The organism is Streptomyces sp. NPDC020965, from assembly GCF_044333555.1.
Lineage (GTDB): Bacteria > Actinomycetota > Actinomycetes > Streptomycetales > Streptomycetaceae > Streptomyces.
Genome location: NZ_JBIRRE010000007.1, coordinates 400426 through 425469 on the forward strand (window position 1 = coordinate 400426; position 25044 = coordinate 425469).

The 25044-nt window shown below is 71.4% G+C and carries 17 protein-coding genes; 5 read left to right on the top strand and 12 right to left on the bottom strand.

Features of this window, described 5'->3' with window-relative positions; genetic code table 11:
- Nucleotides 1–11 precede the first annotated feature (11 nt).
- Nucleotides 12–1364, bottom strand: coding sequence for a M16 family metallopeptidase (locus ACH4S7_RS22990; protein WP_398523104.1), 1353 nt, complete (start codon nucleotides 1362–1364; stop codon nucleotides 12–14).
- Between the two features lie 170 nt (nucleotides 1365–1534).
- Here ACH4S7_RS22990 and ACH4S7_RS22995 point away from each other — a divergent pair, with 170 nt between their 5' ends.
- Nucleotides 1535–4012, top strand: a complete 2478-nt coding sequence (locus ACH4S7_RS22995) for a DNA topoisomerase (ATP-hydrolyzing) subunit A (protein ID WP_398523105.1) — start codon at nucleotides 1535–1537, stop codon at nucleotides 4010–4012.
- Between the two features lie 260 nt (nucleotides 4013–4272).
- Here the strand turns inward: ACH4S7_RS22995 and ACH4S7_RS23000 are convergent, their stop codons facing one another.
- Together ACH4S7_RS23000 and ACH4S7_RS23005 are read right to left on the bottom strand one after the other, a co-directional pair.
- Nucleotides 4273–5661: a CobW family GTP-binding protein gene (locus tag ACH4S7_RS23000; RefSeq protein ID WP_398523106.1), complete on the bottom strand. Its 1389-nt coding sequence runs from the start codon at nucleotides 5659–5661 to the stop codon at nucleotides 4273–4275.
- A gap of 12 nt (nucleotides 5662–5673) precedes the next feature.
- The gene (locus tag ACH4S7_RS23005; protein WP_398523107.1) at nucleotides 5674–6834 is read right to left on the bottom strand and encodes a citrate synthase; all 1161 of its coding nucleotides are present in this window, start codon (nucleotides 6832–6834) and stop codon (nucleotides 5674–5676) included.
- Nucleotides 6835–6953: 119 nt separating this feature from the next.
- On the opposite strand from ACH4S7_RS23005, the gene ACH4S7_RS23010 reads away from it, so the two are divergent.
- The 3 genes from ACH4S7_RS23010 to ACH4S7_RS23020 all read left to right on the top strand — a co-directional run bounded on the left by ACH4S7_RS23010 (nucleotide 6954) and on the right by ACH4S7_RS23020 (nucleotide 10831).
- On the top strand, nucleotides 6954–8195 hold the full coding sequence (locus ACH4S7_RS23010; protein WP_398523108.1) for a citrate synthase: 1242 nt from the start codon (nucleotides 6954–6956) through the stop codon (nucleotides 8193–8195).
- A gap of 258 nt (nucleotides 8196–8453) precedes the next feature.
- The gene (locus tag ACH4S7_RS23015) at nucleotides 8454–10106 is read left to right on the top strand and encodes an ATP-binding protein (protein ID WP_398523109.1); all 1653 of its coding nucleotides are present in this window, start codon (nucleotides 8454–8456) and stop codon (nucleotides 10104–10106) included.
- Nucleotides 10107–10150: 44 nt separating this feature from the next.
- Nucleotides 10151–10831 (top strand): response regulator, encoded by a 681-nt coding sequence (locus ACH4S7_RS23020; protein ID WP_398523189.1) that lies wholly within the window; start codon nucleotides 10151–10153, stop codon nucleotides 10829–10831.
- Nucleotides 10832–11190: 359 nt separating this feature from the next.
- Here ACH4S7_RS23020 and ACH4S7_RS23025 read toward each other — a convergent pair whose 3' ends face one another.
- From ACH4S7_RS23025 to ACH4S7_RS23035, 3 genes are all read right to left on the bottom strand, one after another.
- Nucleotides 11191–11883, bottom strand: coding sequence for a response regulator (locus tag ACH4S7_RS23025; RefSeq protein WP_398523110.1), 693 nt, complete (start codon nucleotides 11881–11883; stop codon nucleotides 11191–11193).
- Nucleotides 11880–12953, bottom strand: coding sequence for a sensor histidine kinase (locus ACH4S7_RS23030; protein WP_398523111.1), 1074 nt, complete (start codon nucleotides 12951–12953; stop codon nucleotides 11880–11882). The genes ACH4S7_RS23025 and ACH4S7_RS23030 overlap by 4 nt, the downstream gene beginning before the upstream one ends.
- A 485-nt stretch (nucleotides 12954–13438) precedes the next feature.
- The gene (locus ACH4S7_RS23035; RefSeq protein ID WP_398523112.1) at nucleotides 13439–15556 is read right to left on the bottom strand and encodes a type IIA DNA topoisomerase subunit B; all 2118 of its coding nucleotides are present in this window, start codon (nucleotides 15554–15556) and stop codon (nucleotides 13439–13441) included.
- A gap of 436 nt (nucleotides 15557–15992) precedes the next feature.
- On the opposite strand from ACH4S7_RS23035, the gene ACH4S7_RS23040 reads away from it, so the two are divergent.
- A complete protein-coding gene (locus ACH4S7_RS23040; protein ID WP_250918724.1) occupies nucleotides 15993–16223 on the top strand; it encodes a hypothetical protein in 231 nt (76 codons plus the stop codon).
- Nucleotides 16224–16591: 368 nt separating this feature from the next.
- On the opposite strand, the gene ACH4S7_RS23045 is transcribed toward ACH4S7_RS23040, so the two are convergent.
- The 6 genes from ACH4S7_RS23045 to ACH4S7_RS23070 form a co-directional block, all read right to left on the bottom strand.
- Nucleotides 16592–17407 (bottom strand): S1 family peptidase, encoded by an 816-nt coding sequence (locus tag ACH4S7_RS23045; protein WP_398523113.1) that lies wholly within the window; start codon nucleotides 17405–17407, stop codon nucleotides 16592–16594.
- 175 nt (nucleotides 17408–17582) lie between these two features.
- Nucleotides 17583–19136 (bottom strand): RNA polymerase sigma factor, encoded by a 1554-nt coding sequence (locus ACH4S7_RS23050; protein ID WP_398523114.1) that lies wholly within the window; start codon nucleotides 19134–19136, stop codon nucleotides 17583–17585.
- A 348-nt stretch (nucleotides 19137–19484) separates the two neighbouring features.
- A complete protein-coding gene (locus ACH4S7_RS23055; RefSeq protein ID WP_398523115.1) occupies nucleotides 19485–20372 on the bottom strand; it encodes a FadR/GntR family transcriptional regulator in 888 nt (295 codons plus the stop codon).
- Nucleotides 20373–20532: 160 nt separating this feature from the next.
- Nucleotides 20533–22323: an ATP-binding cassette domain-containing protein gene (locus ACH4S7_RS23060; protein WP_398523116.1), complete on the bottom strand. Its 1791-nt coding sequence runs from the start codon at nucleotides 22321–22323 to the stop codon at nucleotides 20533–20535.
- 189 nt (nucleotides 22324–22512) lie between these two features.
- Entirely contained in the window at nucleotides 22513–23277 is a 765-nt protein-coding gene (locus tag ACH4S7_RS23065) for an NUDIX domain-containing protein (protein ID WP_398523117.1), read from the bottom strand.
- 220 nt (nucleotides 23278–23497) lie between these two features.
- Nucleotides 23498–25018, bottom strand: a complete 1521-nt coding sequence (locus ACH4S7_RS23070; protein ID WP_398523118.1) for a DUF4192 domain-containing protein — start codon at nucleotides 25016–25018, stop codon at nucleotides 23498–23500.
- Nucleotides 25019–25044 lie beyond the last annotated feature (26 nt).

The following is a 25044-nucleotide window of genomic DNA, read 5'->3' on the forward strand; positions in this document are numbered from 1 at the left end:
GACGGCGTCGGTCACTGGTCCGCCCCTTCTTCCTCGTCGCTCTGCTCGGTCGCGTCGGCCTCGGCGACCGGCTCGTACACCAGCACCGCCCTGTTGTCGGGGCGCAGTCGGGCCCGCGCGACGTCCCGCACCTCTTCGGCGGTGACGTCGAGGACCCGCTCCACTGCGGTCAGCGCGAGCTGGGGGTCACCGAACAGCACCGCGTAGCGGCACAGTTCGTCGGCGCGGCCGGAGACAGTGCCCAGCCGGTCAAGCCACTCGCGCTCCAGCTGTGCCTGGGCGCGCTCCATCTCCTCCGGCGTGGGGCCCTCCTCGGCGAACCGGGCCAGCTCCTCGTCGACGGCGGCCTCGATCTGCGGGATCTCCACCCCGGCCGAGGTCTTCACGTCCAGCCACCCGAGCGACGGCGCGCCGGCCAGTCGCAGCAGTCCGAACCCGGCCCCGACGGCCGTACGGTCCCGGCGCACCAGGCGGTTGTGCAGCCGGGAGGACTCGCCGCCACCGAGCACGGTGAGCGCCAGGTCCGCGGCGTCGGCCTCACGGGTGCCGTCGTGCGGCAGCCGGTAGGCGGCCATCAGCGCGCGGGAGGGCACATCCTCCTCCACGACCTCGCGGAGCTGCTTCCCGATGACCTCCGGGAGGGAGCCGTCGCGCGGCGGCTGCTTGCCGTCGTGGGCGGGGATGGAGCCGAAGTACCGCTCGATCCAGGCGAGCGTCTGCTCCGGGTCGATATCGCCGACGACCGAGATCACGGCGTTGTTCGGGGCGTAGTACGTACGGAAGAAGGCGCGGGCGTCGTCGAGGGTCGCCGCGTCCAGATCGGCCATCGAGCCGATCGGGGTGTGGTGGTACGGGTGGCCCTCCGGGTAGGAGAGGGCGGTCAGCCGCTCGAACGCCGTGCCGTACGGCACGTTGTCGTAGCGCTGGCGGCGCTCGTTCTTGACGACGTCCCGCTGGTTTTCCATGGACTCGTCGTCCAGGGCGGCGAGCAGCGAGCCCATCCGGTCCGCCTCCAGCCAGAGCGCCAGCTCCAGCTGGTGGGTGGGCATCGTCTCGAAGTAGTTGGTGCGCTCGAAGCTGGTGGTGCCGTTGAGCGAGCCACCGGCGCCCTGCACCAGCTCGAAGTGGCCGTTCCCCTTGACCTGCCCCGAGCCCTGGAACATCAGGTGCTCGAAGAGGTGGGCCAGTCCGGTACGGCCCTTGACCTCGTGGCGCGAGCCCACGTCGTACCAGAGGCAGACCGCGGCGACCGGGGTCAGGTGGTCCTCGGAGAGCACCACACGCAGGCCATTGGCCAGCCGGTGCTCCGTCGCTGTCAGGCCGCCTGAACCGGCCTGCGCTGTGGCCGTGTGACCCATGGGCATGTACGTCCCTTCGATCGCGATGCTGTTGGGTGTCTTCCCAGCACTGCCACTGTATGCAAGCGGGCTGACACCTGGCGAAGTTCCCGGGTCGCGGTCGGTCCTGTCAGTGGGACGGTCCACAATGGTCGGCGTCAGTTCCCGATCCGGTACGTGAAGGAGCAGCAGCCTCGATGGCCCGCCGCAGCACGAAAACCCCGCCGCCTGGTGGACCCTCCCGGACACCGTCCGGGGGAGACTTCGAGGAGAGAATCCTCGACATCGACGTCGTTGACGAGATGCAGGGCTCCTTCCTCGAATACGCCTATTCGGTGATCTACTCCCGGGCCCTGCCCGACGCCCGGGACGGCATGAAGCCGGTGCAGCGCCGCATCGTCTATCAGATGAACGAGATGGGACTGCGCCCCGACCGCGGCTATGTGAAGTGCGCCCGGGTCGTCGGCGAGGTCATGGGCAAGCTGCATCCGCACGGTGACGCGTCGATCTACGACGCCCTGGTGCGGATGGCCCAGCCGTTCTCGATGCGCGTCCCCCTGGTCGACGGCCACGGGAACTTCGGTTCGCTGGGCAACGACGACCCGCCCGCCGCGATGCGGTACACCGAGTGCCGGATGGCCGACGCCACCTCGCTGATGACGGAGTCGATCGACGAGGACACCGTCGATTTCACACCGAACTACGACGGCCAGGAGAAGGAGCCCGTCGCGCTCCCGGCCGCCTATCCGAATCTGCTGGTCAACGGCTCGTCCGGGATCGCGGTCGGGATGGCGACCAATATGCCCCCGCACAATCTGGGCGAAGTCATCGCCGCGGCCCGCCATCTGATCCGGCATCCGGGCGCGGACCTGGAGGCCCTGATGCGGTTCGTGCCGGGGCCCGACCTGCCCACCGGTGGCCGGATCGTGGGCCTCGCCGGCGTGAAGGACGCGTACGCCTCAGGCCGGGGCACCTTCAAGATCCGTGCCACGGTGGCCGTGGAGGACGTCACCCCCCGGCGCAAGGGTCTCGTCGTCACCGAACTCCCCTTCACCGTCGGCCCGGAGAAGGTGATCGCCAAGATCAAGGACCTGGTCGGTTCGAAGAAGCTCCAGGGCATCGCGGACGTCAAGGACCTCACCGACCGCGCCCACGGCCTGCGTCTCGTCATCGAGGTGAAGAACGGCTTCATCCCCGAGGCCGTGCTGGAGCAGCTCTACAAGCTCACGCCGATGGAGGAGTCCTTCGGCATCAACAACGTCGCCCTGGTCGACGGCCAGCCCCTCACCCTCGGGCTGAAGGAGCTGCTGGAGGTCTATCTCGACCACCGCTTCGAGGTCGTGCGGCGGCGCAGCGAGTTCCGGCGCGGCAAGCGGCGCGACCGGCTGCATCTGGTCGAGGGCCTGCTCGTCGCCCTCATCGACATCGACGAGGTCATCCGGCTCATCCGGTCCAGCGAGAATTCCGCGCAGGCCAAGGAGCGGCTGATCGAGCGGTTCGGCCTCAGCGACATCCAGACGCAGTACATCCTGGACACCCCGCTGCGCCGGCTGACCAAGTTCGACCGGATCGAGCTGGAGAGCGAGCGCGACCGGCTCACCGGTGAGATCGACGAGCTGACCGGCATCCTGGAGTCCGACGCCGAGTTGCGCAAGATGGTCTCCGGCGAACTCGCCGCGGTGGCGAAGAAGTTCGGCACCGAGCGCCGCACGGTCCTGCTGGAGTCGGCTTCGACGCCGCTCGCAGCGGTGGCGCTGGAGGTCGCGGACGACCCGTGCCGGGTGCTGCTGTCCTCCACCGGCCTGCTGGCGCGTACGGCGACGGGCGAGCCGCTGGCGGAGCCGGGCGGCAAGCGGGCCAAGCACGATCTGATCGTCTCGGCCGTGCTCTCTACCGCGCGCGGCGATGTGGGGGCGGTGACCTCGGCCGGGCGGCTGCTGCGACTGGCGGTGATCGACCTGCCGCAGTTGCCGCAGACCGCCGCCACGCCGAATCTCTCGGGCGGGGCGCCGCTGGCGGAGTTCCTCTCGCTGGAGACGGATGAGTCGGTCATCTGTCTCACCACGCTGGACGAGTCGTCGCCCGGTCTGGCGCTCGGCACGCTCCAGGGCGTCGTGAAGCGGGTGGTGCCCGACTATCCGGCGAACAAGGACGAGTTGGAGGTCATCTCCCTCAAGGACGGGGACCGGGTCGTCGGCGGCGCCGAGCTGCGGACCGGCGAGGAGGATCTCGTCTTCATCGCGTCGGACGCGCAGTTGCTGCGGTATCCGGCGGCGCAGGTACGGCCGCAGGGCCGGGCCGCCGGCGGTATGGCCGGCATCAAGCTGACGGACGGCGCCCGGGTGATCTCGTTCACGGCGGTGGACCCGGCCGCGGACGCGGTGGTGTTCACGGCGGCGGGGTCGACCGGCGCGCTGGACGACTCGATCACGACGGCGAAGCTCACCCCGTTCGACCAGTACCCGCGCAAGGGTCGGGCCACTGGGGGCGTGCGCTGCCAGCGGTTCCTCAAGGGTGAGGACGTCCTGCTGCTGGCCTGGGCGGGTGCGGCCCCGGCGCGGGCGGCGCAGCGGAACGGCATGGCGGCCGAGCTGCCGGAGCCGGATCCGCGCCGGGACGGCTCGGGCCTGCCGCTGGCGTCGGCGGTGGCGGTCCTGGCGGGGCCGCCGAGCTGATCCCCCGAAGGTGGGGTGCCGGGCGCTTCTCGGGGCTCCCGGCACCCTGCCTCCGGCCTCCGTGCGGGCACGGGATCCCGCCTCCGTACGGCACACGGCGCCGCGCCTCCGTACGGGCACGAGACCCCGCCGCCGTACGGCGCTACGGGCGGGGGTCCTGTGCCGGGTGTCCTCGGCCGCCCGGCCGTACGGGGGCGGGGGCGTGCTCGTCCCGGCCCTTGCGCGGCCGGGGGCGTGCTCGTCCCGCGCGCCCGCCTCCGCTACTCCGCGTCCTCGACGCCGGGGTCATGGTCGAGATCCCAGTCGGGGTCGTAGTCGGGGTCGGGGTCGGGCCGGCCGCCGAAGGCCCCCGCCGGCTCATCGGTCACCGCGATCGTCGCGGCCTCCTCGACCGCGCCGGTGGTATCCGGCACCTCGGGCACATAGCGCAGGACACCCCAGAGGCTCCGCTCGTCCGGGGTGTCCTGCGGACCGGCCGTGCGGGCCGCGTTGAGTTCCTTGAGCAGCGCCGCCCCGTCCACACCGGAGCCGATGAGCACGAGCTGGCTGAGCCGCTCCGCCTCACGCGGCCAGGGCTCGGGGTAGAAGCGCAGAAACCGTCCGACCGCGTGGACGGCGTACCGATTGCGCGGATCGGCCGCGCCGAAGTCGATGAAGCCCTTGATCCGGTAGAGCCCTGCCGGCCGGGAGTCGAGGAACTCCAGCAATCTGCGCGGATGCAGCGGCTCGCGCGCGGTGAACGCGACACTCTCGTACCCGGTGTGCAGATGGGCGCGCGCACCACGGCGCGGGCCGTGCCCGCACTCCCGATCCCGACAGTGGTCGTGCTCGCCGTCATGCTCGGAGTGGGGGTCACGGGGGCGGTGCTCAGAGCCGGGGCGATCCAGGTCATCCGGCCCGTCCAGTCCGTCCGACTCATCGAGCTCATCCAGCTCGTCCAGCTCGTCCAGCTCGTCCAGCTCGTCCAGCTCGTCCAGCTCGTCCAGCTCGTCCAGCTCGTCCAGCAGATCCTCGAAGGCGAGCTGTCCGACCCGCTCCACCCCAGGCCGGCGGTCGAAGAACAGCTCCGGATCGACCCGCCCGTACACCGACTCGACCACGGCCGCCGCTCCCCCGAGGGCGCCCCGCAGCCGCGCCAGCCGCTCCGCGTCCACCCGGTCGGTCTTGTTGAGCACCACCAGATCAGCGAAGGCGAGATGCCGGTCGATCTCGGGATGCCGCTCGCGGGTGGCATCGAACTCGGCGGCGTCGACGACCTCGACCAGCCCCCCGTACACGATCCGCTCGTTCTCGCTGGCCAACAGCATCCGGACGAGCTCGGTCGGCTCGGCGAGGCCGCTGGCCTCGATGACGATCACATCGAGGCGGGCGGCGGGCCGGGCGAGCTTGTCGAGGAAGACGTCCAGCTCACTGGCGTCGACGGCACAGCACAGACAGCCGTTGCCGAGGGAGACGGTGGAGTCGCCGAGCTGACCGGCCACGGTCATGGCGTCGATCTCGATCGAACCGAAGTCATTGACGATCGCGCCGATCCGGGTGCCCCGGCCGGCCCGGAGCAGATGATTGAGCAAGGTGGTCTTGCCCGATCCCAGGAAGCCCGCGAGGACGATGACGGGGATCTGCTTGCCGGGACCGGGGGACGGACTCACCGGGGGCCTCTCTCAGACGGCGGGTACGGGCTGCGGCGGTGGCGGGCCGACATAGCGGGCCGCCGGACGGATGATCTTCGAGTCCGCCGACTGCTCCAGGATATTCGCGCTCCAGCCGATCACCCGGGCCGCGCAGAACGTCGGAGTGAACATCGCACGCGGCAGCCCGCACAGCTCCATGACCAGTCCGGCGTAGAACTCCACATTGGTGTGCAGCTCGCGCCCCGGCTTCAGCTCGGCGAGGATCGCCACCACGTCCTTCTCCACCTGGACCGCGAACTCCACCAGCGGACCGCCGAAGCCCTCGGCGATGGACCGCAGCATCCGCGAGCGCGGGTCCTCGGTGCGGTAGACGGGATGGCCGAAGCCCATGATCCGGTCGCCGGCGAGGACGCGTTCCCTGATCCAGGGCTGGATGCGGTCCGGAGTGCCGATGGCGTCGAGGGTGTCCAGGGCGCGGCTGGGCGCGCCGCCGTGCAGCGGACCGGAGAGCGCGCCGATCGCCCCGGTCAGACAGGCCACGACATCCGCCCCGGTGGAGGCGATGACCCGGCCGGTGAAGGTGGACGCGTTGAAGCCGTGGTCGATGGTCGAGATGAGATACCGCTCGATCGCCCGCGCCTTGACGGGGTCCGGCTCGGTCCCGGTGAGCATGTGGAGGTAGTTGGCGGCGTACGGGAGGTCCGCGCGCGGCTCGACGGGCTCCAGCCCCCGGCCGAGCCGGTACAGCGCGGTGAGCAGGGTGGGTACGGCGGCGCAGGCGGCGAGGGCGTCGGCGCGGCGGGCGTCGGCATCGATGTCGTACACCGGGCGCAGTCCGGCCGACGCCCCCAGCAGGGAGAGCGCGGTCCGCAGTCCGGCGAGCGGACCGGAGGCGGCGCCCGCGCGGGCGATGGCGGGCAGGGCCGCGCGAACGTCGTCGGGCAGCAGGCGCAGCGCAGCGGTCCGCGCGAGGAACGCGGCCCGTTCGGCGGGGTCCGGCAGCCGTCCGTAGAACATCAGGTGCCAGACGTCCTCGAACCCCCGCTTCTCCGCGAGTTCGACGGCCGAGAACTGGCGGTAGTGGTAAAAGCCCTCGCGTCCTCGGACGTCGCCGAGGGCGGTCTCGGTGACGACGACGCCCGCGAGTCCGCGCGGTACGTCGAGGGGTGCTGCTTCGGCTGTGCTGGGCATGGCGTTCTCCTCGGCGGGACGTTCCCCTCGAACAAAGGTTGATTCGACTGTCCATGCATGACTAGATCACTGTCAATATTGATTGAATCAATATATGCACGACTGTGTACGGTGTCCCTATGACGGACGAGACGGCGGACACCGAGCGGCTGACCACCCGAGAGGCCGCCGAACGGCTCGGCGTGAAACCCGAGACGGTGTACGCGTACGTCAGCCGGGGTCAGCTCACCAGCCGCCGCGGCGCCAGCGGCCGGGGCAGCACCTTCGACGCCCGGGAGATCGACGCGCTGGTCCGTAAAGGGCGCCGGGAACCCCCCGGCGGGGGCGACACCCTCCAGCGGATCCGTACCGGCATCACCCTGATCGAGCAGGACAGGTACTACTTCCGCGGTGTGGACGCCGTCGAGCTGGCCCGGCGCCACTCCTACGAGGAGATCGCCGACTGGCTCTGGACCGGCACCCTGCGGGCGGGCATCCGCTTCACGGCCCCGCCGGAGGCCCTCGCGGCGGCCCGGCGCGCGGTCGGCGCACTGCCGCCGGCCAGCGGCTCGGCGGACCGGCTGAAGGTCGCCGCCATCGCCGCGGCAGCCCTCGACCCCCTCCGCTACGACCTCGACCGGGAGACCGTGCTCGGCAGCGCGCGCATCCTGGTCCCGACCCTGGTCGACGCGCTGCCCACGGTCGGCCGGGCGCGGCCGGGGGACGGCCCGCTCGCGCCCCGGCTCTGGTCCCGGCTGACCCCCGCCGAGGCCGACGACGCGACGCTGCGCGCCCTGGACCTGGCGCTCTCCCTCCTCATCGACCACGATCTGGCCGCCTCGACCCTCGCGGTGCGGGTCGCCGCTTCGGCGCGGGCCCATCCGTACGCGGTGGTCTCCGCGGGACTCGGTGTGCTGGAGGGGCCCCTGCACGGGGCCGCGAGTGGGCTCGCCCACCGGATGCTGGCCGAGGTGTTGGAGCGGGGCAGCGCGGCGGCGGTCGTCGCCGACCACCTGCGGGCCGGACGCGGGGTACCGGGCCTCGGCCACCGCCTCTACGCCGGACCCGACCCCCGGGCCGAGGCCCTCTTCGACGCGCTGTCGGCGATCCCGGCCGCGCGCGCGGCGCTGACGGCGGCCCGCGCGGTGGAGGCGGCCACCGCCCGCCATCTGGAGCTGCGGGCCAATGTGGACCTCGCGCTCGCGGTGCTGTCGGTGTCGTCGGGAATGAAGGCCGAGGCGGGCGAGACGGTGTTCGCGGTGGCGCGCACCGCGGGCTGGATCGCCCATGCGCTGGAGGAGTACGAGGAGCGCCCGATGCGGATGCGCCCGACGGGGCAGTACGGCGGCCCCCGACCGCCCCAGCCCCTCCCCCGGCCCTGAACCCGGCCCGCCCCCTGGTTCCGCCCTGACCCTGCCCCTGGCTCAGCCCCTGGTTTACCCCGGCCCTGGCTCAGCCCCTGATTGTGCCCCCGGCCCTGCTCCCGGACTGACCCGCGCCCGCCCCACCTGGAAAAACTCCGGAGACCGGGAGAATCCCCGCCCTCCCTAAGGCATACCGGGCCCGACCGGGGGCAGCGCGAGCCCCCGCTCCGGGGAGAGATTTCGAAAAGCCCCGCTCGCCGTCTACCGTTCATGAACATGAGCCCCGAACCGACCGCCCCGGCCAGACGTCGTCGGTTCGGCTGGCCGCAGCGGGTCTTCTCCCAGGTCCTGCTGATGCAGTTGGTCATCGCCACCGGCGTCACCGTGCTGGCCACCGGCCTCTTCCTCGCACCGCTCAGCGCCCAGCTCGACGACCAGGCCATGCGCAGGGCGCTCGCCATCGCCCAGACCACCGCGTCCCCGGACATCGCCGCCGAACTGCGCGACACCCCGCCGACGCCCGGCGGCCCGGTCCAGGCCGAGGCCGAGCGGATCCGGCGGGTCACCGACGCCGAGTACATCGTGATCATGAACATGGAGGGGGTGCGCTGGTCGCACACCTCCACGGACCAGATCGGCCAGGTCGTCTCCACCGACCCCAGCGACGCCCTCGCGGGTGAGCACATCATGGAGATCGACAGCGGCACCCTGGGCCGCTCCGCGCGCGGAAAGGTCCCGCTGCGCGACCACGAGGGCGCGATCGTGGGCGCGGTCTCGGTCGGCATCGAGTACGACAGTGTCCGGGACCGGCTCCTCGCGGCCATCCCCGGGCTGCTCGCCTACGCGGGCGGCGCCCTGGCAGCCGGTGCCCTGGCCGCCTATCTGATCTCCCGCAGGCTCCAGCGGCAGACCCATGACCTGGCCTTCTCCGATATCTCGGCGCTGCTGGCGGAACGGGAGGCCATGCTGCACGGCATCCGGGAGGGAGTGGTCGCCCTCGACGCGTTCGGCCGGATCCGGCTGATGAACGACGAGGCAGAACGGCTGCTCGGCCTCGGTCCGGGGGCCAAGGGGCAGCCGCTCGACAAGGTGCTCGGTGCGGGCCGTACGACCGATGTGCTGGCCGGCCGGGTCGCCGGCGAGGATCTGGTGACCGTGCGGGGCCACCGGGTGCTGATAGCCAACCGGATGCCCACCGACGACGGCGGCGCCGTCGCCACCCTGCGCGACCGTACCGAACTGGAACAGCTCGGCCGGGAGCTGGACTCCACCCGCGGGCTGATCGACGCCCTGCGGGCCCAGGACCATGAGCACGCCAACCGGCTGCACACCCTGCTCGGCCTGCTGGAGCTGGAGATGCACGACGAGGCGGTCGATTTCGTCACGGAGGTGGTCGGGGTGCACCGGGCCACCGCCGAGCAGGTCACCGAGAAGATCCATGACCCCCTGCTGGCGTCCCTGCTGGTGGGCAAGGCGACGGTGGCCGCCGAACGCGGCGTGTCGCTCCGCATCGCACCGGAGACCCTGCTGCCCGACCGGCTGGTGGATCCGCGCGGGCTGGTCACCGTCGTCGGCAATCTCGTCGACAACGCGATGGACGCTTCCGCCGGATCACCGGAACCGAGGATCGAGGTCGAGCTGTACGCCCAGGGCCGTACCGCCGTGCTCCGGGTCACCGACACCGGCCCCGGAGTCCCGCCGGACCAGCGTGAGTCGATCTTCGTCGAGGGCTGGACCACCAAGGAGCTCCCCGCGCACGGCAAGCGCGGTCTCGGACTGGCGCTGGTGCGCAGACTGGCGGAGCGGCAGGGCGGCAGCGCCCGGGTGCGCGACGCGGCCGGCGGGGGCGCGGAATTCGTCGTCGTACTCCCCGAGGCACTGGCCGAACTGACGGAGCCGGATCCGGTCACGACCGGGGAGGCGCGATGAACGACGGACGGGCCCCCGAGCCGCCGGGGGCGGCTGACGGCGGGATCATCCGTGTCCTCGTCGTGGACGACGACGTCAGGGTCGCGCAGATCAACGCGGCGTATGTCACCAAGGTGCCCGGCTTCCACGTCGTGGCGAAGGCCCACACCGCCGCCGAGGCGCTCGCCCGGATCGCCGACTCCCCGGTGGATCTGATCCTGATGGACCACTACCTGCCGGACGGCAACGGCCTCGCGGTCGTACGGGAACTGCGCCGGCTCGGCCACCAGACCGATGTGATCATGGTGACGGCGGCGCGCGACGTGGCCACCGTCCAGGCCGCGATGCGCCACGGCGCCCTCCAGTACCTGGTGAAACCGTTCAACTTCGCGGGCCTGCGCACCAAACTGGAGGCGTACGCGGGACTCCGCCGCACCCTCGGTGGCGGCGGCGAGGCGGAACAGGCCGAGGTGGACCGGATCTTCGGCGCGCTCTCGGCCGGTTCGATCGCCCCGGACCTGCCCAAAGGACACTCCCCGGCCACCGCCGAGGTGGTACGTCAGGTGCTGCTGGCGGCCGAGGGGCCACTCTCCACACAGGAGATCGCCGACCGCTCTGGGATCAGCCGCCAGACCGCGCAGCGCTATCTGAAGCTGCTGGAACGGACGGGCCGTGTCCGACTCAGCCTCAAGTACGGCGAGACGGGCCGCCCGGAGCACCGCTACCTCTGGTCAGCGAGCACCTGAGCCCCCGGCCGGACACCGGGCCCGCCAACCACCGGGCCCGGCCGGGCTGATGCCCGGCGCCGCACGCGCCGGGCCCTGCCGAAGCCGGCGCGATGTCCGGCGCCGTCAGGCGCCGCGCCGTAGGGAGCCGCGCGATGTCCGGCACCCCACGCGGCGCGTCGGCCAACGACCCGCCGTACGCCACTGCTCCGGCCGGTCACGCCGGCAACACCTGCCGAAGCCAACCCGGAGTCCGGCACCGTCAACGTCCCGTGGCGACACCGCCCGCGTCGGCCGGCGGGCCCTCCGTACGCCGTGCCGTCACCCGGCGCTCCTACCGAAGCAGGTCCGCCCGGTGTGCGGTGCCGTCACCCGGCACGTCAGCCGAGACCTGTCATCGGTGGCTGCGCGACACCCTCCTGGTAGGCGTACCGCACGGCCTGCGCGCGATCGTGCAGACCGGCCTTGGCGAAGAGGTTGTTGATATGGGTCTTCACGGTGGCGATGGAGATATGCAGCCGCCTGGCGATCTCGGCGTTGCTGAAACCGTCCGCGATCAGACCCAGCACCTCGCCCTCCCGCCCGGTCAGCCCGTCGGGCAGCCGCATCGTGGCTGGTTCGGGCACGGCGGTGACCTCTTCCAGCAGCCGCCGCTGGATGACCGAGGAGAGCCCGGCCCGCCCGGCCACGACATCCTGGATGGCGCGAACGATCTCATCGCCGTCGGCGTCCTTGGTGAGATAGCCGCGGGCCCCGGCCCGCAGCGCGGGGAAGAGCGAGTCGTCGTCGGCGTAGGTCGTCAACACGACGACCTGGGTGCCGGGGTGGGCGGCGCGGATACGACGGGTCGCCTCGACCCCGTCACAGCGGGGCATCCGCAGATCCATCAGCACGACGTCAGGGGCGAGTTGGGCGACCAGGGCGATCGCGTCCTCACCGTCCTTCGCCGAACCGACGACCTCAACGCCGGGTAACAGTCCCAACAGCATCACGATCCCCTCACGCACCACCGCCTGGTCATCCACGACGAGGACCCTGGCGTCAGCCCCCACCCCGGCAGTCCGCCCGGTCATACCGGCACCCGCAGTCTCACCACGAAGCCATCCCCCTCCGGTCCCGCTTCCAGGGCGCCGCCGAGCAGTTCGGCCCGCTCGCGCACCCCCCGCAGACCGTACCCGGAACCAGGGTCCGTCACCTCGGCATTACCCGAGGGCGGGCCCGTATCGCGCACCGTCAGGACCACCGCGCCCTCCTCGTAACCGAGATGGACCCGCACGGCGGCGTCGGGCGCGTGCTCGCGCACCCGGGTCAGCGCCTCCCGGGCCGCCCCGCGGACCGTCTGCGACGCCTCGGCGGTCAGCCGTATGGGCTCACCACTCACCTCGGTCGCCGCCCCGGCAGCGGCGGCGATCTCGCGCAGATACTCCTCGATCGTGGTCAACTCACCACGCAGCACGGCGAGCGACCTCCGGGTCTCGGCCAGCCCCTCCCCGGCCATACCGCGCGCTGTCGCCACCCGCTCCAGGAGTTGGTCGCGGAAGACGCCCGGCGGCTCGCGTTCGATCAGCAGCCGCGCGGCCTCCAGATGCACGAGCTGCGCGGAGAGGCTGTGCGCGAGGATGTCGTGTATCTCCCGGGCGACCCCGGCCCGTTCGGTGAGGGCGGCGGCGACCGCCTCGGCCTCCCGGGCGGCCCGCTCCTGGGCGAACAGCCGGGATCGCGCACCCCGGGACCGGGAGTCCAGCCGCAGCGCGCGGCCACTGAGCAGCACGGCCACGGCTGTGCCCATCACGAGGGGGCCGTCACCCCGGAGCGGCAGCGCGAGACACCCGGCCATGACCGCACCGGTGAGCAGTCCGAAGAGGAGGGGCAGCCGCTCCATCGCCAGGCCGGACACGGAGAACCAGAGCACGGCCGCGGCGACCGGCGCCCCGGCCGCGTACGCCCCCCAGCCGACGGTGGCGATCACTCCGAGCAACCCCAGGGCCACCACCAGCCGGTTGGCCAGGGTCGCCCGCCGATAGCCGAGTCCGGCGCCCGCACAGATCAGTAGGCCCAGCGGGGGGAGCAGCGCCGACCGGCCGCCGAAGGCACCCGACGCGTAGGCGCTGGAGACGGCACCCGCCATCAGGACGGCTGGCACGGCGATATCGCGAGCGACTCGGAGGCGCGGGCCGCCGCCGGCCCCGGCGGACCGGGCCACCGCGGGCCAGGCCGCTCTCCTGGAGTCGCCGAAGTCCCTGAAGTCGCATCGGGTACTGGGGTCACTGGAGGCACCGGGAGCACTGGAGCCGCCGAAGCCGCCGCACCCTCCGCGCCCCCGGAAGCCTGCGCATCTCCCGAACCCTCCGCGCGCTCCGAATCCGCCGCCCCCCAGGAACCCACCGAACCCACCGAACCCACCGAATCCGCCAAATCCTCGGCCGCCGAGCACATCACACCCCCCTCCGTCGCTTCGATGCTAAGGACAGGGGCGATCCGGCCGGAATCGGGTCAGGGGTGGACATCGTGACTCCACCCCGGGGTGGGAATCCGCCTTCGAGGGGTGAGCCCCCCGCAGTACGCCGGGGGCCGCCTCCCCCCGAAGGTGGGGGATCGGCGCTCCCCGGGCGGCCATCAGCGGGTGGATCAGGCGTCGATCCGCGACCGGTCCAGAGTCGCGGCGGAGCTGGTGATGAACTCCTTGCGGGGCGCGACCTCATTGCCCATCAGCAGGTCGAAGACCTGCTCGGCGGAGTCGAGGTCACCGATGTTGATCCGGCGCAGGGTGCGGAAGCGGGGATCCATCGTCGTCTCCGCGAGCTGGTCCGCGTCCATCTCGCCGAGGCCCTTGTACCGCTGGATGGAGTCCTTGTAGCGGACCCCCTTGCGCTGGTACTCCAGCAGGGTCTGGCGCAGCTCGTTGTCCGAGTAGGTGTACACGTATTTGTCCTGGCCCTTCTTGGGCTGGACCAGCTCGATCCGGTGCAGCGGCGGCACGGCGGCGAAGACCCTGCCCGCCGCCACCATCGGCCGCATATAGCGCTGGAAGAGCGTGAGCAGCAGGCAGCGGATGTGGGCACCGTCGACATCGGCGTCCACCAGCAGGACGATCTTGCCGTAGCGCGCGGCGTCGAGGTCGAACGTACGCCCCGAGCCGGCTCCTATGACCTGGATGATCGCACCGCACTCGGCGTTCTTCAGCATGTCCGACACGGAGGACTTCTGAACGTTCAGGATCTTGCCGCGGATCGGCAGCAGTGCCTGGAACTCGCTGTTCCGGGCGAGCTTGGCGGTGCCGAGAGCGGAGTCCCCCTCGACGATGAACAGCTCGCTGCGGCCCACGTCGTCACTGCGGCAGTCGGCGAGCTTGGCCGGCAGCGACGACGACTCCAGAGCCGTCTTGCGGCGCTGGGCGTCCTTGTGCTGACGGGCGGCGATACGGGTGCGGGCGGCGGCGACCGCCTTCTCCAGCACGGCTCGGGCCTGGGCCTTGGCATCGCGCTTGGTGGAGGTCAGAAACGCCTTCAGCTCCTTGGCGACCACATTGGCGACGATCCTGTTGGCCGCCGAAGTGCCGAGGACCTCCTTGGTCTGCCCCTCGAACTGCGGTTCGGCCAGCCGGACCGTGACGACCGCGGTGAGGCCCTCCAGTGCATCGTCCTTGACGATGTCGTCCTCGGCGACGCGCAGCATCTTGGCGGAGCGGAGCACCTCGTTGACCGTCTTGGTGATGGAGCGCTCGAAACCGGTGACGTGGGTGCCGCCCTTGGGGGTGGCGATGATGTTCACGAAGGACTTGACCTGGGCGTCGTAGCCCGTGCCCCAGCGGAGCGCGATGTCGACGCCCAGCTCGCGGGTGACCTCGGTCGGGGTCATATGGCCCCGGTCGTCCAAGACGGGCACGGTCTCCTTGAAGGTGCCCTGTCCGGTCAGCCGCTGTACGTCGCAGACGGCCTTGTCCTGCGCCAGGTACTCGCAGAATTCGCTGATGCCGCCGTCGAAGCGGAAGATCTCCTGGCTCTTGCCCTGGCCGTCGATATCGCGCTCGTCGCGCACCACGAGGGTCAGGCCGGGCACCAGGAAGGCGGTCTGCCGGGCCCGCTGGTGCAGCGTGTCCAGGGAGAGTTTGGCTTCCTTCAGGAAGATCTGGCGGTCCGCCCAGTACCGCACACGGGTGCCGGTGCGGGTCTTGGGCACCCGCTTGCCCTTGCGCAGTCCGTTGGCCGGGTCGAAGGGCGAGTCGGGACCCTGCTCGGTGAAGATGCCGGGCACACCACGGCGGAAGCTGATCGAGTGCGTGGAGCTGTTGCGGTCGACCTCGATGTCGAGCCGGGCCGACAGCGCGTTCACCACCGAGGCGCCGACGCCGTGCAGACCGCCGGAGGCCGCGTAGGAGCCGCCGCCGAACTTCCCGCCGGCGTGCAGCTTGGTCATCACGACCTCGACGCCGGTCAGGCCGGTCTTGGGCTCCACGTCGACCGGGATGCCGCGACCGTTGTCCCGGACCTCGACGGAGCCGTCGTCGTGGAGGATGACCTCGATGTGATCGCAGTAACCACCGAGGGCCTCGTCGACCGAGTTGTCGATGATCTCCCAGATGCAGTGCATCAGACCGCGGCTGTCGGTGGACCCGATGTACATACCGGGGCGCTTGCGGACCGCTTCCAGACCTTCGAGGACGAGCAGATGCCGCGCGGTGTAGTTGGAGCTGTCACGCTCTGCGGTCAGCAGCGCTGTGGACGGCACGGACGTTTCGGCGGTCACGCGGTTCGCTCCTCGCTGAATTTCAAATGTGGCCCCGTGGGGTAGGGCCCGGCGTCGGTCGCCCGGTCAGAGGGTACCGACCCCTGGTAGAGCTGGTGTAACGCCACCCTCGGGCCTGGTTCATGCTAATCCAACTTCGCATACTTGTTCGATACCTCGACGGAGGTGCCGAGAACATCACGTTCCCTTCCAGGCATGAACCATTTAGGCTCCGGGCACGTCCTCATGAACGACCGGCAAGCCAGCCGGGAGGGCGACAAGAGACAAGCAACGCGAAACCCGTAGAGCACAGCAATACGGCTCATTCGCCGCCAACCGGCAGCAGACAGCCGTCTCGGGAAGAAGTTCCCGAGGAAAAGCCCCGAGCGGGAACGTTTTGGGACTGGTTGGATGTTGACCCTGGTACGACAGCTCGTCGAGCTAGAGAAGAGGCGACGTGACTACTGTTCTGACCCCCGCGAGCCCCCTGACGGCCGCTGATCGCTGCGACCGCTGCGGCGCCCAGGCATACCTGCGTGTCGTCCTGACCAGCGGCGGTGAACTGCTCTTCTGCGCCCACCACGGTCGCAAGTTCGAGCCGGAACTCAAGAAGATCGCCGCGGAAATACAGGATGAGACCGACCGACTGACGGCCGTACCGGCCGGCGCCGGTGAAGAGGATCACTGACACCTCGCATCCACGACGAGCCAAGGCCGGTCCTGGACCGACCGACGGGCGGTGGACCCTGATCCGTCAGGGGCCACCGCCCGCTCTCGTACCGCGACGTCCGTGTTCGGGCACCCACGCTCCGCGCACCCATGCGCGATCATGAGTGACACCCGGGCCACCGGATGAGCCCTGCCCTGTGGCGACGGGACCATCCGCAGTGCCCGACCGGCTCGCCCGACGGACTCATAGGCCCGTAGGGCTTGACGGTTCCCGCCCCACAGCCCCCCTCCCCCGCCCGTACACCGCCGGCGGGGCCCCGCACCACCCACACGGCGCTCCGCGGGCGCCCACCGGGCGCTCAGGGCCTCAGTCCGGCTTCCCGGCGCCTACGGCAGGGGCACCGCCGAGACGCGCGTATAGACACCGGGGCTGTCCGCCCGTCCGCAGCCGCTGCCCCACGACACCAGCCCGATGAGCCGCCCTTCGGCCACCAGCGGCCCGCCACTGTCCCCCTGGCAGGCGTCGCGTCCGCCCCTGCTGTCCCCGGCACACACCATCGTGGCGGCCGAGTAGCGACCCTCCAGACCCCCGGGATAGGCCGTCTCGCACAGCCGGTCGGACAGCACACCCACCCGGGCCGCGCGCAACGACGTGGCGTAGCTGCCGTCCCCCCGGGTGTCGCCCCAGCCGTACACCGTCGCGCCGACCCCCGGTTCGTACGCAGGATCGCCGACTCCGGCGCGGGTGATCACCGACGCCGCGGGCAGCTCGTCGGCCAGGGTGAGCACCGCCAGATCCCCGCTGTTCGTGGCCGGGTCGTACCGGGGGTTCACCCAGCTCTCGGTGATCGCGATCTCTCGACCCTCGGTGCCGGTCAGCTCCGTGCGCCCGACGATGACGCGCAGATCCGGGACGTCCGCCACCTCCTGGCCGAGCACCGTCCGGCTCAGGCAGTGGGCGGCGGTCATCACCTTCGTCGGCGCGATCACGACACCGCCGCAGAACTGGCCCGCGCGCGTTCCTCCGAACCGGTCACGGCTGGAGAGCGCGACGACCCAGGGATTGTCGGCGACCGCCACCGGAGAGCCACCCACGACGATGCTGTCGGCGACCGCGCGGGCGGGCGACCCCAAGGGCTCCAGGGCCGCCGCGGTGACCAGGGCGAGCGCCCCGGTCAGGGCTCGGGCGAGGGGACGACGCATAGGACCTCCTGACGCTGAGTTCATGACGTTGACTCAGAGTCGACCACCGGACGGGTGCGCGCACCCCCGGACACGGCCGTGGATACGACGAAGGGCCCGGATCCCTCCCGACGGGGGAGAATCCGGGCCCTTCACCGTGGCCGTGCCGACCGGTCGAGCGGTCGGCGGGGGCCGACTAATCCAGGTAGTCGCGCAGAACCTGCGAACGCGACGGGTGACGCAGCTTCGACATCGTCTTGGACTCGATCTGACGGATGCGCTCACGCGTCACGCCGTAGACCTTGCCGATCTCGTCCAGGGTCTTCGGCTGACCGTCGGTGAGGCCGAAGCGCATCGAGACGACGCCCGCCTCACGCTCGGAGAGCGTGTCGAGCACCGAGTGCAGCTGCTCCTGCAGGAGCGTGAAGCTGACCGCGTCCGCGGGCACGACGGCCTCGGAGTCCTCGATCAGATCGCCGAACTCGCTGTCGCCGTCCTCGCCCAGCGGGGTGTGCAGGGAGATCGGCTCGCGACCGTACTTCTGGACCTCGATGACCTTCTCCGGGGTCATGTCGAGTTCCTTGGCCAGCTCCTCCGGGGTGGGCTCGCGGCCCAGGTCCTGGAGCATCTGACGCTGCACGCGGGCCAGCTTGTTGATGACCTCGACCATGTGCACCGGGATACGGATGGTGCGGGCCTGGTCGGCCATGGCGCGGGTGATCGCCTGACGGATCCACCAGGTGGCGTACGTGGAGAACTTGTAGCCCTTGGTGTAGTCGAACTTCTCGACCGCGCGGATCAGACCGAGGTTGCCCTCCTGGATCAGGTCCAGGAAGAGCATCCCGCGGCCGGTGTACCGCTTGGCCAGCGAGACGACGAGCCGGAGGTTGGCCTCCAGCAGGTGGTTCTTGGCGCGGCGACCGTCCTCGGCGATGATCTCCAGCTCGCGCTTGAGCTTCGGCGCCAGCTTGTCGGCGTTCGCCAGCTTGTCCTCGGCGAAGAGACCGGCCTCGATGCGCTTGGCCAGCTCCACCTCCTGCTCGGCGTTGAGCAGCGGGACCTTGCCGATCTGCTTGAGGTAGTCCTTGACCGGGTCGGCGGTGGCACCGGCGACCGCGACCTGCTGCGCGGGCGCGTCGTCCTCGTCCTCGTCGGACAGGACGAAGCCCTTGCTCTCGCCCTCGGCCTCTTCCTCGTCGCCCTTGCCTCCGGGCTGGACCTCGTCGAGGAGCTCCTCGCCGTCGGTGTCGTCCGAGTCCTTCTTCGACGTGGCCTTCTTGGCCACGGTCTTCTTGGCAGCGGTCTTCTTCGCCGCCGCCTTCCTGGGAGCCGCCTTCTTGGCGGTCTTCTTGGCGGGTGCGCTCGCCGTGCCCTCTTCGGCGCCCTCGGCGTCGGCGGACCCCGTCGTCGACGCAGTGCCGGCCGCGACGGTCCTCGTCGTGGTCGTCTTGGTCGCGACGGTCTTGGTGGCGGTGCGCTTTGCCGGGCTCTTCGCTGCGACGCTCTTGCGGGAGCGCTTGGGCGACTCCGCGGCACTGACCATCAGCGTCACACCCTCTTCCTCGAGGATCTGGTTGAGGCTGCGCAGAACATTCTTCCACTGGGTTGGCGGAATCTGGTCGGCCTCGAAGGCGCGACGCACGTCATCGCCGGCGATCTGCCCATCAGCCTTTCCCCGCTCGATGAGCGCCATCACAGACTCGGACTCGGCGATCTCCGGCGGGAGCGTACGGGATGTGCTGGCCGACACGAACAACCTCTCGGAACGATGGAAACGGCTTCCGGCCCCGCCCATGATCGGGCCGGAGCCGACGACCACCGGGCTGCGGATGTGCCGGTGGCGCGGGCTGAGCCTAGGAACCACTGGGAACTGCACAGCGCCGTGAACGACTGCTGTATTCCCTCCTCGGCTGTCACCTCTTAGGTCATCGCCCTGTTTCGAGGAGTGTTACGCCGAATCCGCGTGGCCCGAGTCACACCCCATTGACGACAAAGCGGCAAGACCGGATATATCAGTACACAATCGTGCCGCCGGACTCCTTGGAATCCGGCGACACTCCATGCGTACAGCCCCGTGCTCCCAGCCACGCGCCAGGTGTCAGTGCTCGCGCGGCGCGGGCACGACGCGCTCCACCTCGGGGTGGACGGTGAGGAGCTGGCGCATGGCCGACTCGGCGGCGTGCGAGTCACCGGCGGCGAGGGCGTCGACGATGCGCGCGTGGTGGGCCACGGAGACCTCATTGGGGCGGTCACAGCCGGTGACCGGCCCTCCGGAGACCTGGAGGGCGGCGGAGACGATCCCGGAGAGGTGCTCCAGCATCCGGTTGCTCGCGAGCTGGATGAGCAGGGCATGAAACTCCGTGTCGGCTCGGGAGAAGGTGATCCCGTCGCCCTGGGCCAGGGCGTGGCCCATGATCTCGACCATGTCACCGAGCCGCTGCTGGATGTCCTCGCGGCCGTGTCCCGCGGCGAGCCGGGCGGCGAGGGGCTCGATGGTCCAGCGCAGCTCGCACAGCTCCCGGCGCTGGTCGTCGCGCTGGGGGCCGAAGGCGCGCCACTCGATGATGTCGGGGTCGAGCAGATTCCAGTCACTGACCGGGCGGACCCGGGTGCCGACATTGGGGCGAGCGCTGACCAGCCCCTTCGCCTCAAGGACGCGCAGGGACTCGCGGACGACGGTGCGGGAGACCTCGAAGCGCTGCCCGATCTCCTCGGGGACGAGCGGGCGGTCGGCGCCCAGATCGCCAGAGACGATCATCTGGCCGAGCTGCTGAACGAGTTGGCCGTGCAGTCCGCGGCCCCGGCTGCCGGCCGCGCGGCGGCCGACCCGACCCAGCTCCGCGTCGGGGCCGTCCCAGGAGGGCGGACTGACGCGGTCGGTGCCGGGCGACTCCGCGTAGGGGTATCTGTCGAGCTCGCCCGAGCCAGCGAGGCCGGAGTCGGCGGGGCGAGCGGCGGTCATCATGGTGTGCGCAAGGGTACTCACGCATCCTTTGTCGGCCCGGCTTCCGCGGCCCTTGAGGTCTTTGGTGAAAAGCACACGAAAGGGTGATCGGCGCTTCCCCCATAATTGACGCCTTATCGGAAAGAAACGGGCGCACTCAAGGGAGTTGCGGACAGATCACCGCAGCCGCGATCGATCATGATCACCAACGCGTCGTACGGCGAAGACCAGTGAACACATACGCGCAGATCAGAACAGACAACGACACTACCAGCGCCAGACCGACCGGCTGGGCGATCGCCCGGAGCGCTTCCGTCAACCAGCCGTCGACCTGCCGTGGCGGCCGGACCCAGGCCAACTCCCGGAGCCTTCCCGGGAGCCCGGCGACCGATCGTGCGGACGGGACGACGAGCGCCTTCTCGACGAGGGGGGCGATCGCGACCGGCACGGCGAGGACCGCGGCGACACCGGCGGCCGTGACGCGGAAGACCCCGGCGCCGAGCAGTCCGGCCCAGGCACAGCCGACGCAGAGGCCGCACCAGGCGGCGAGCGGAGCGGCCCAACTCTCCGGCAGCGCGACCGCATCGACCCCGTACACCGCACGGATCGCGTGAGCGTCGGCCACCACGACGAGCAGCGCGATCAGCAGGGCGGTGGCGGCGGTGACCGCCAGCTTGGCGAGCAGGAGGCCGAACCGCCGGGCGGCGTTGCCCCCGACCGTCGCCGGCACCGGATACCGGAACTCCTCGCCGAAGGAGAGGGCCCCGATCACTCCGGCCCCGAGAGCGGCGGGCGGCAGCGGCAGCAGCTCCGGCCAGGCGGTGAGCGCGACCGCGACCGGGGTCTCGCGGGACCGGGCGAGCAGCACACCGAGGGCGAGGGAGGCGATGACCACGGCGCCGACGACGAGCACGGCGGTACGGGTGCCGAACAGCCGCAGCAGCTCGTACCGCAGCGGTCTCACGGGGCTCGGGGCGGGGCAGGACGTTCGGTCGGCGGTGCGCGGGGGCCGATCGGCCGGGCGGGGTGCTCGGCCGGCCGGGCGGGGCGGGAGCGCCGGGTGCGGTGCCGGGGCGGCGACGGGCCCTTCGGTCGGTGAGGCCGGTTCCGGCGCACGGGGCGCGGTGTCGCCAACCTCGTCGGTGAGCCGGTGGACGAGTACGCCGTGCCGGAAAGCGGCCTCGCCGACCTCGGCGCAGGTGCTGCCGTAGACGGCGAGCAGTCCGCTGCTCCCGACTGCCACCTCCACCGAACGGCGGGCGGCGCGCGCCTCACGGTGGACGAGGTCGGCGAGCCGGGCGGCGTACGGGGTGCGGACGGCGACGCGGGGGCGGAGCCTGGTGCGGGCGAAGTCGGCGGCGTCCTGATCGGCGACGAGCCGTCCGGCGTCGATGGTGACGACGCGGTCGGCGAGCCGGGCCGCCTCCTTGGGGTCGGCCATGGCGCAGAGGACCGTACCGCCGCGCTCGGCGTGGGCCCGCGCCAGCGCGTACAGCTCCTGGTGATCACGGGGGAGCAGATCCCGCGACAGTTCATCGGTGACGAGCGTCTGCGGGTCGCCGACCAGGGCGGCGGCGAAGCCGAGCCTGCGGTCCATGCCCCGCGAGAGCGTGCCGAGGCGCAGTTGGGCCAGGCCGGCGAGACCGACGGCTTCGAGCACCTCGTCGGCCCGGGAAAGGGGCACCCCGGCGGCGGCGCAGAGCATACGGAGCCGGCCCCGGCAGCTCCGCCCGGGGTGACCCGGGGCGTCCCCGAGAAGCACCCCGACCTCGCGGGCCGGGTGAGCGACGCGGTGCAGCGGGATGCCGCGGAAGTAGGTCACACCACGGCCCGCCTCCCGCCCCAGCATCAGGCGCAGCGCTGTCGTCTTGCCGGCACCAGGAGCCCCGAGAAGGGCCGTGACCTGACCGGGCCTGGCCTCGAACGTGAGGTCGTCGACGGCGGGCGGGAGGTCCCCCCGCGGGTCGCTGGTCAGTCCGATGGCCTGGAGCATCGCTTCTCTCGCGGAACGACGACGGGGACGCCGACGGGCACGACGACGGGACGACCGATCGGCGGTCGGGCGGCCACCCCAGCAAGATAGCGCGACATTTAAGACTTTTAGCGCACCGGACCTGAACCCGGGTGTCACGGCCCACCGGGGCCCACCGGGGAGTCCGAGCCAGCGGCCCGAACTCCCGGATCAGACCTCGGGTCGCAGCATCGGCGGGTTGAGCACGGTGGCACCGCCCGCCCGGAAGAGCTGTGCGGGGCGTCCGCCCTGGCGAGTGGTCGTCCCGCCCGAAGGGACCAGGAACCCGGGCGTACCGGTCACCTTGCGGTGGAAGTTCCTGGGATCGAGGGCCACTCCCCACACCGCCTCGTACACCCGCCGCAGCTCGCCGACCGTGAACTCCGGCGGGCAGAAGGCGGTGGCCAGCGAGGAGTACTCGATCTTCGAACGGGCCCGCTCCACGCCGTCCGCCAGAATCCGCGCGTGGTCGAACGCCAGCGGGGCGGACTGCTCACCCTCCCGACCGAACCCGGTCTCCTGATCGAGCAGATCGGCCACGGAGGCCCATCGCGCGCCGTTGGCGTCCCCGCCCGCCGTCGGCGCCGGCAGATCGGGGGCCAGCACCAGATGCGCGACGCTGACGACCCGCATCCGAGGGTCCCGTCGCGGATCGCCATAGGTGGCGAGCTGCTCGAGGTGCGCGCCGCTGCCCAGCTCCGGAGACGCGGGGTCGTGGGCGGACAGTCCGGTCTCCTCGGCGAGCTCCCGCGCCGCAGCGCCGGCCAGGTCCTCGTCACCCCGCACAAAACCACCGGGCAGCGCCCACCGCCCCTGGAACGGCGACTCTCCCCGGCGCACGACGAGTGCGCAGAGCGCGTGACGGCGCACGGTGAGCACGACCAGGTCGACGGTGACAGCGAAGGGGGGAAAGGCCGACGGGTCGTAGGGAGACATGCCGTGATCATAGTCGTCTGCCTGACGATAAACACTCCTTTCACCGTCCGCCGCTCGTCTTTCTTCCTCCCCCGCCCGCACCTCCCGGCACCGCCTGCCCCGCACTCCCGTCCGGCTCCGGCCGGCTCACCGATCGTTCGACGCGATGCCCGCCTCAGGTCCCGCCAGACGCCCACACACAGACCCGTGCCTCGCGCCGTACTCCCTTCGTTCCCGAAAATCACCCGCCCCTCGTGTCCCGTGGGTCGGTGCTCGCCGTCCCCACGTCACGCCGGCCGCCGCGTCCGGCCTCCCCGGCGCCAGTGGTGCGCGCCGGCCGCCCGGGGCCCGTACCCGACGGCCGCAGCGGCTTCCCGCGGACGGCGGGACGCACCTGCCGGGTCCATGGGCGGTCATGAGGACCAGCCACCTCACGGCGCTGCGGGACGTGCGACACCGGGGCAGCGGCAGGGGCCGAGGTCTCGGCGGAAGCCCCGGCCTCCACTCCGGCCGGCGCCCCCGCCCCCGGTTCCAGCAGCTCCCCCTGGTCGGGCCCTCCGGGCCGGGCAGACCGGTCGGGCCGCTGGGGCTGGTCGGGCAGCTCCTGTTGCTCCGGCTGCTCAGCCATGCGCCTTCTCGCCTCCCGCTCCGCACGGAAGCAGCCTCGCAGCGTCTCCGGGTCAAGGCCCTCGTTGCACGCCCGGTGCAGCAGCCGGGCGAAGACATACTCAGGGTCCCTGCGCAGCGCGAGTCCCAGCGCCACCCGCGCGGCCGGTTCGTCCCCGTTGGACCAGGCGACCCATCCCGCGAGGGTGAGCGGCGCGGCGGCATGCTCGGCGTAGGTCGTGACACAGCGGCGGGACAGCGCCCGCCACAGCCGGAGCGCGGGCCCCGCGTCAGGACCCTCCATCCACTCCGCGGCCCGGTCCCGCGTCTCCCGGTCCTGGAGGCCGAGGATGACGGCGGCGGCCTCGTCGTGGGTGAGGAGTCGGTCGTCCTTCGCATCCGCCGCCGACCAGCTCGGGGCTGACGGTGACGCGGCGATACGGCGCATCAGATCGCCGGCGAGCGCGAGGGTCTCCTCCGCCACGAGCCGGCGTCCCCCTCCGTCGAGGATCCTCGGCACCAGTGCGGCGGCAGCGGCGTCCAGCGCCTTCTCCTGGCCGGTCGTGACGGCCGCCGTCCAGGGCTCCAACCGCGCCTCCATCTCCCGCAGTGATCCCCGTACGTGAACACCCGCGTACGCAGCGGCGGCGGCCATCACCGAGGTGCCGGGCATGGCCAGTGGGTTCCCCTCCGCCGGACAACAGCGCTCGTCTGGGCAGCAGTAGGACCAGAAACGGCCGCCCGAGACACACAGCGCCTCGTACACGGGTACGTCGAGCCCGCCGCACGCCGTCCGTAATTTCTGTGCGAGGGGGCGGAGGCGCTCCATCACCTGGTGGCCGGTCTCGGGACCAGCCGGGTCCTGGCAGAGGAAGACGACCATGCCGTCGGGGCGCGCGCCCCGGCGCTCGCTGCCCTCGGTCAGGCAGCGGGCGAGCTGCTCGGCGACGGGCCCCCATTCCTGCGGCGAGCGCGGAATACCGAGCCGCACCCGCCCGCCGAACCGGCCGCGGCTGCCGTGCAGCGCGACGATGACGATTGAGTCGCTCGGGTGGTATCCGAGCATGTAGGGAAGAGCATCGGCCAGCTCGGCCGGGCCGCGCAGGGTGATCTGCTTGTCACCGGCGCGACCGGTGGGTTCGTAGTGCTTGTTCATGGCCTTGACGATCCCGTGACCGCCCC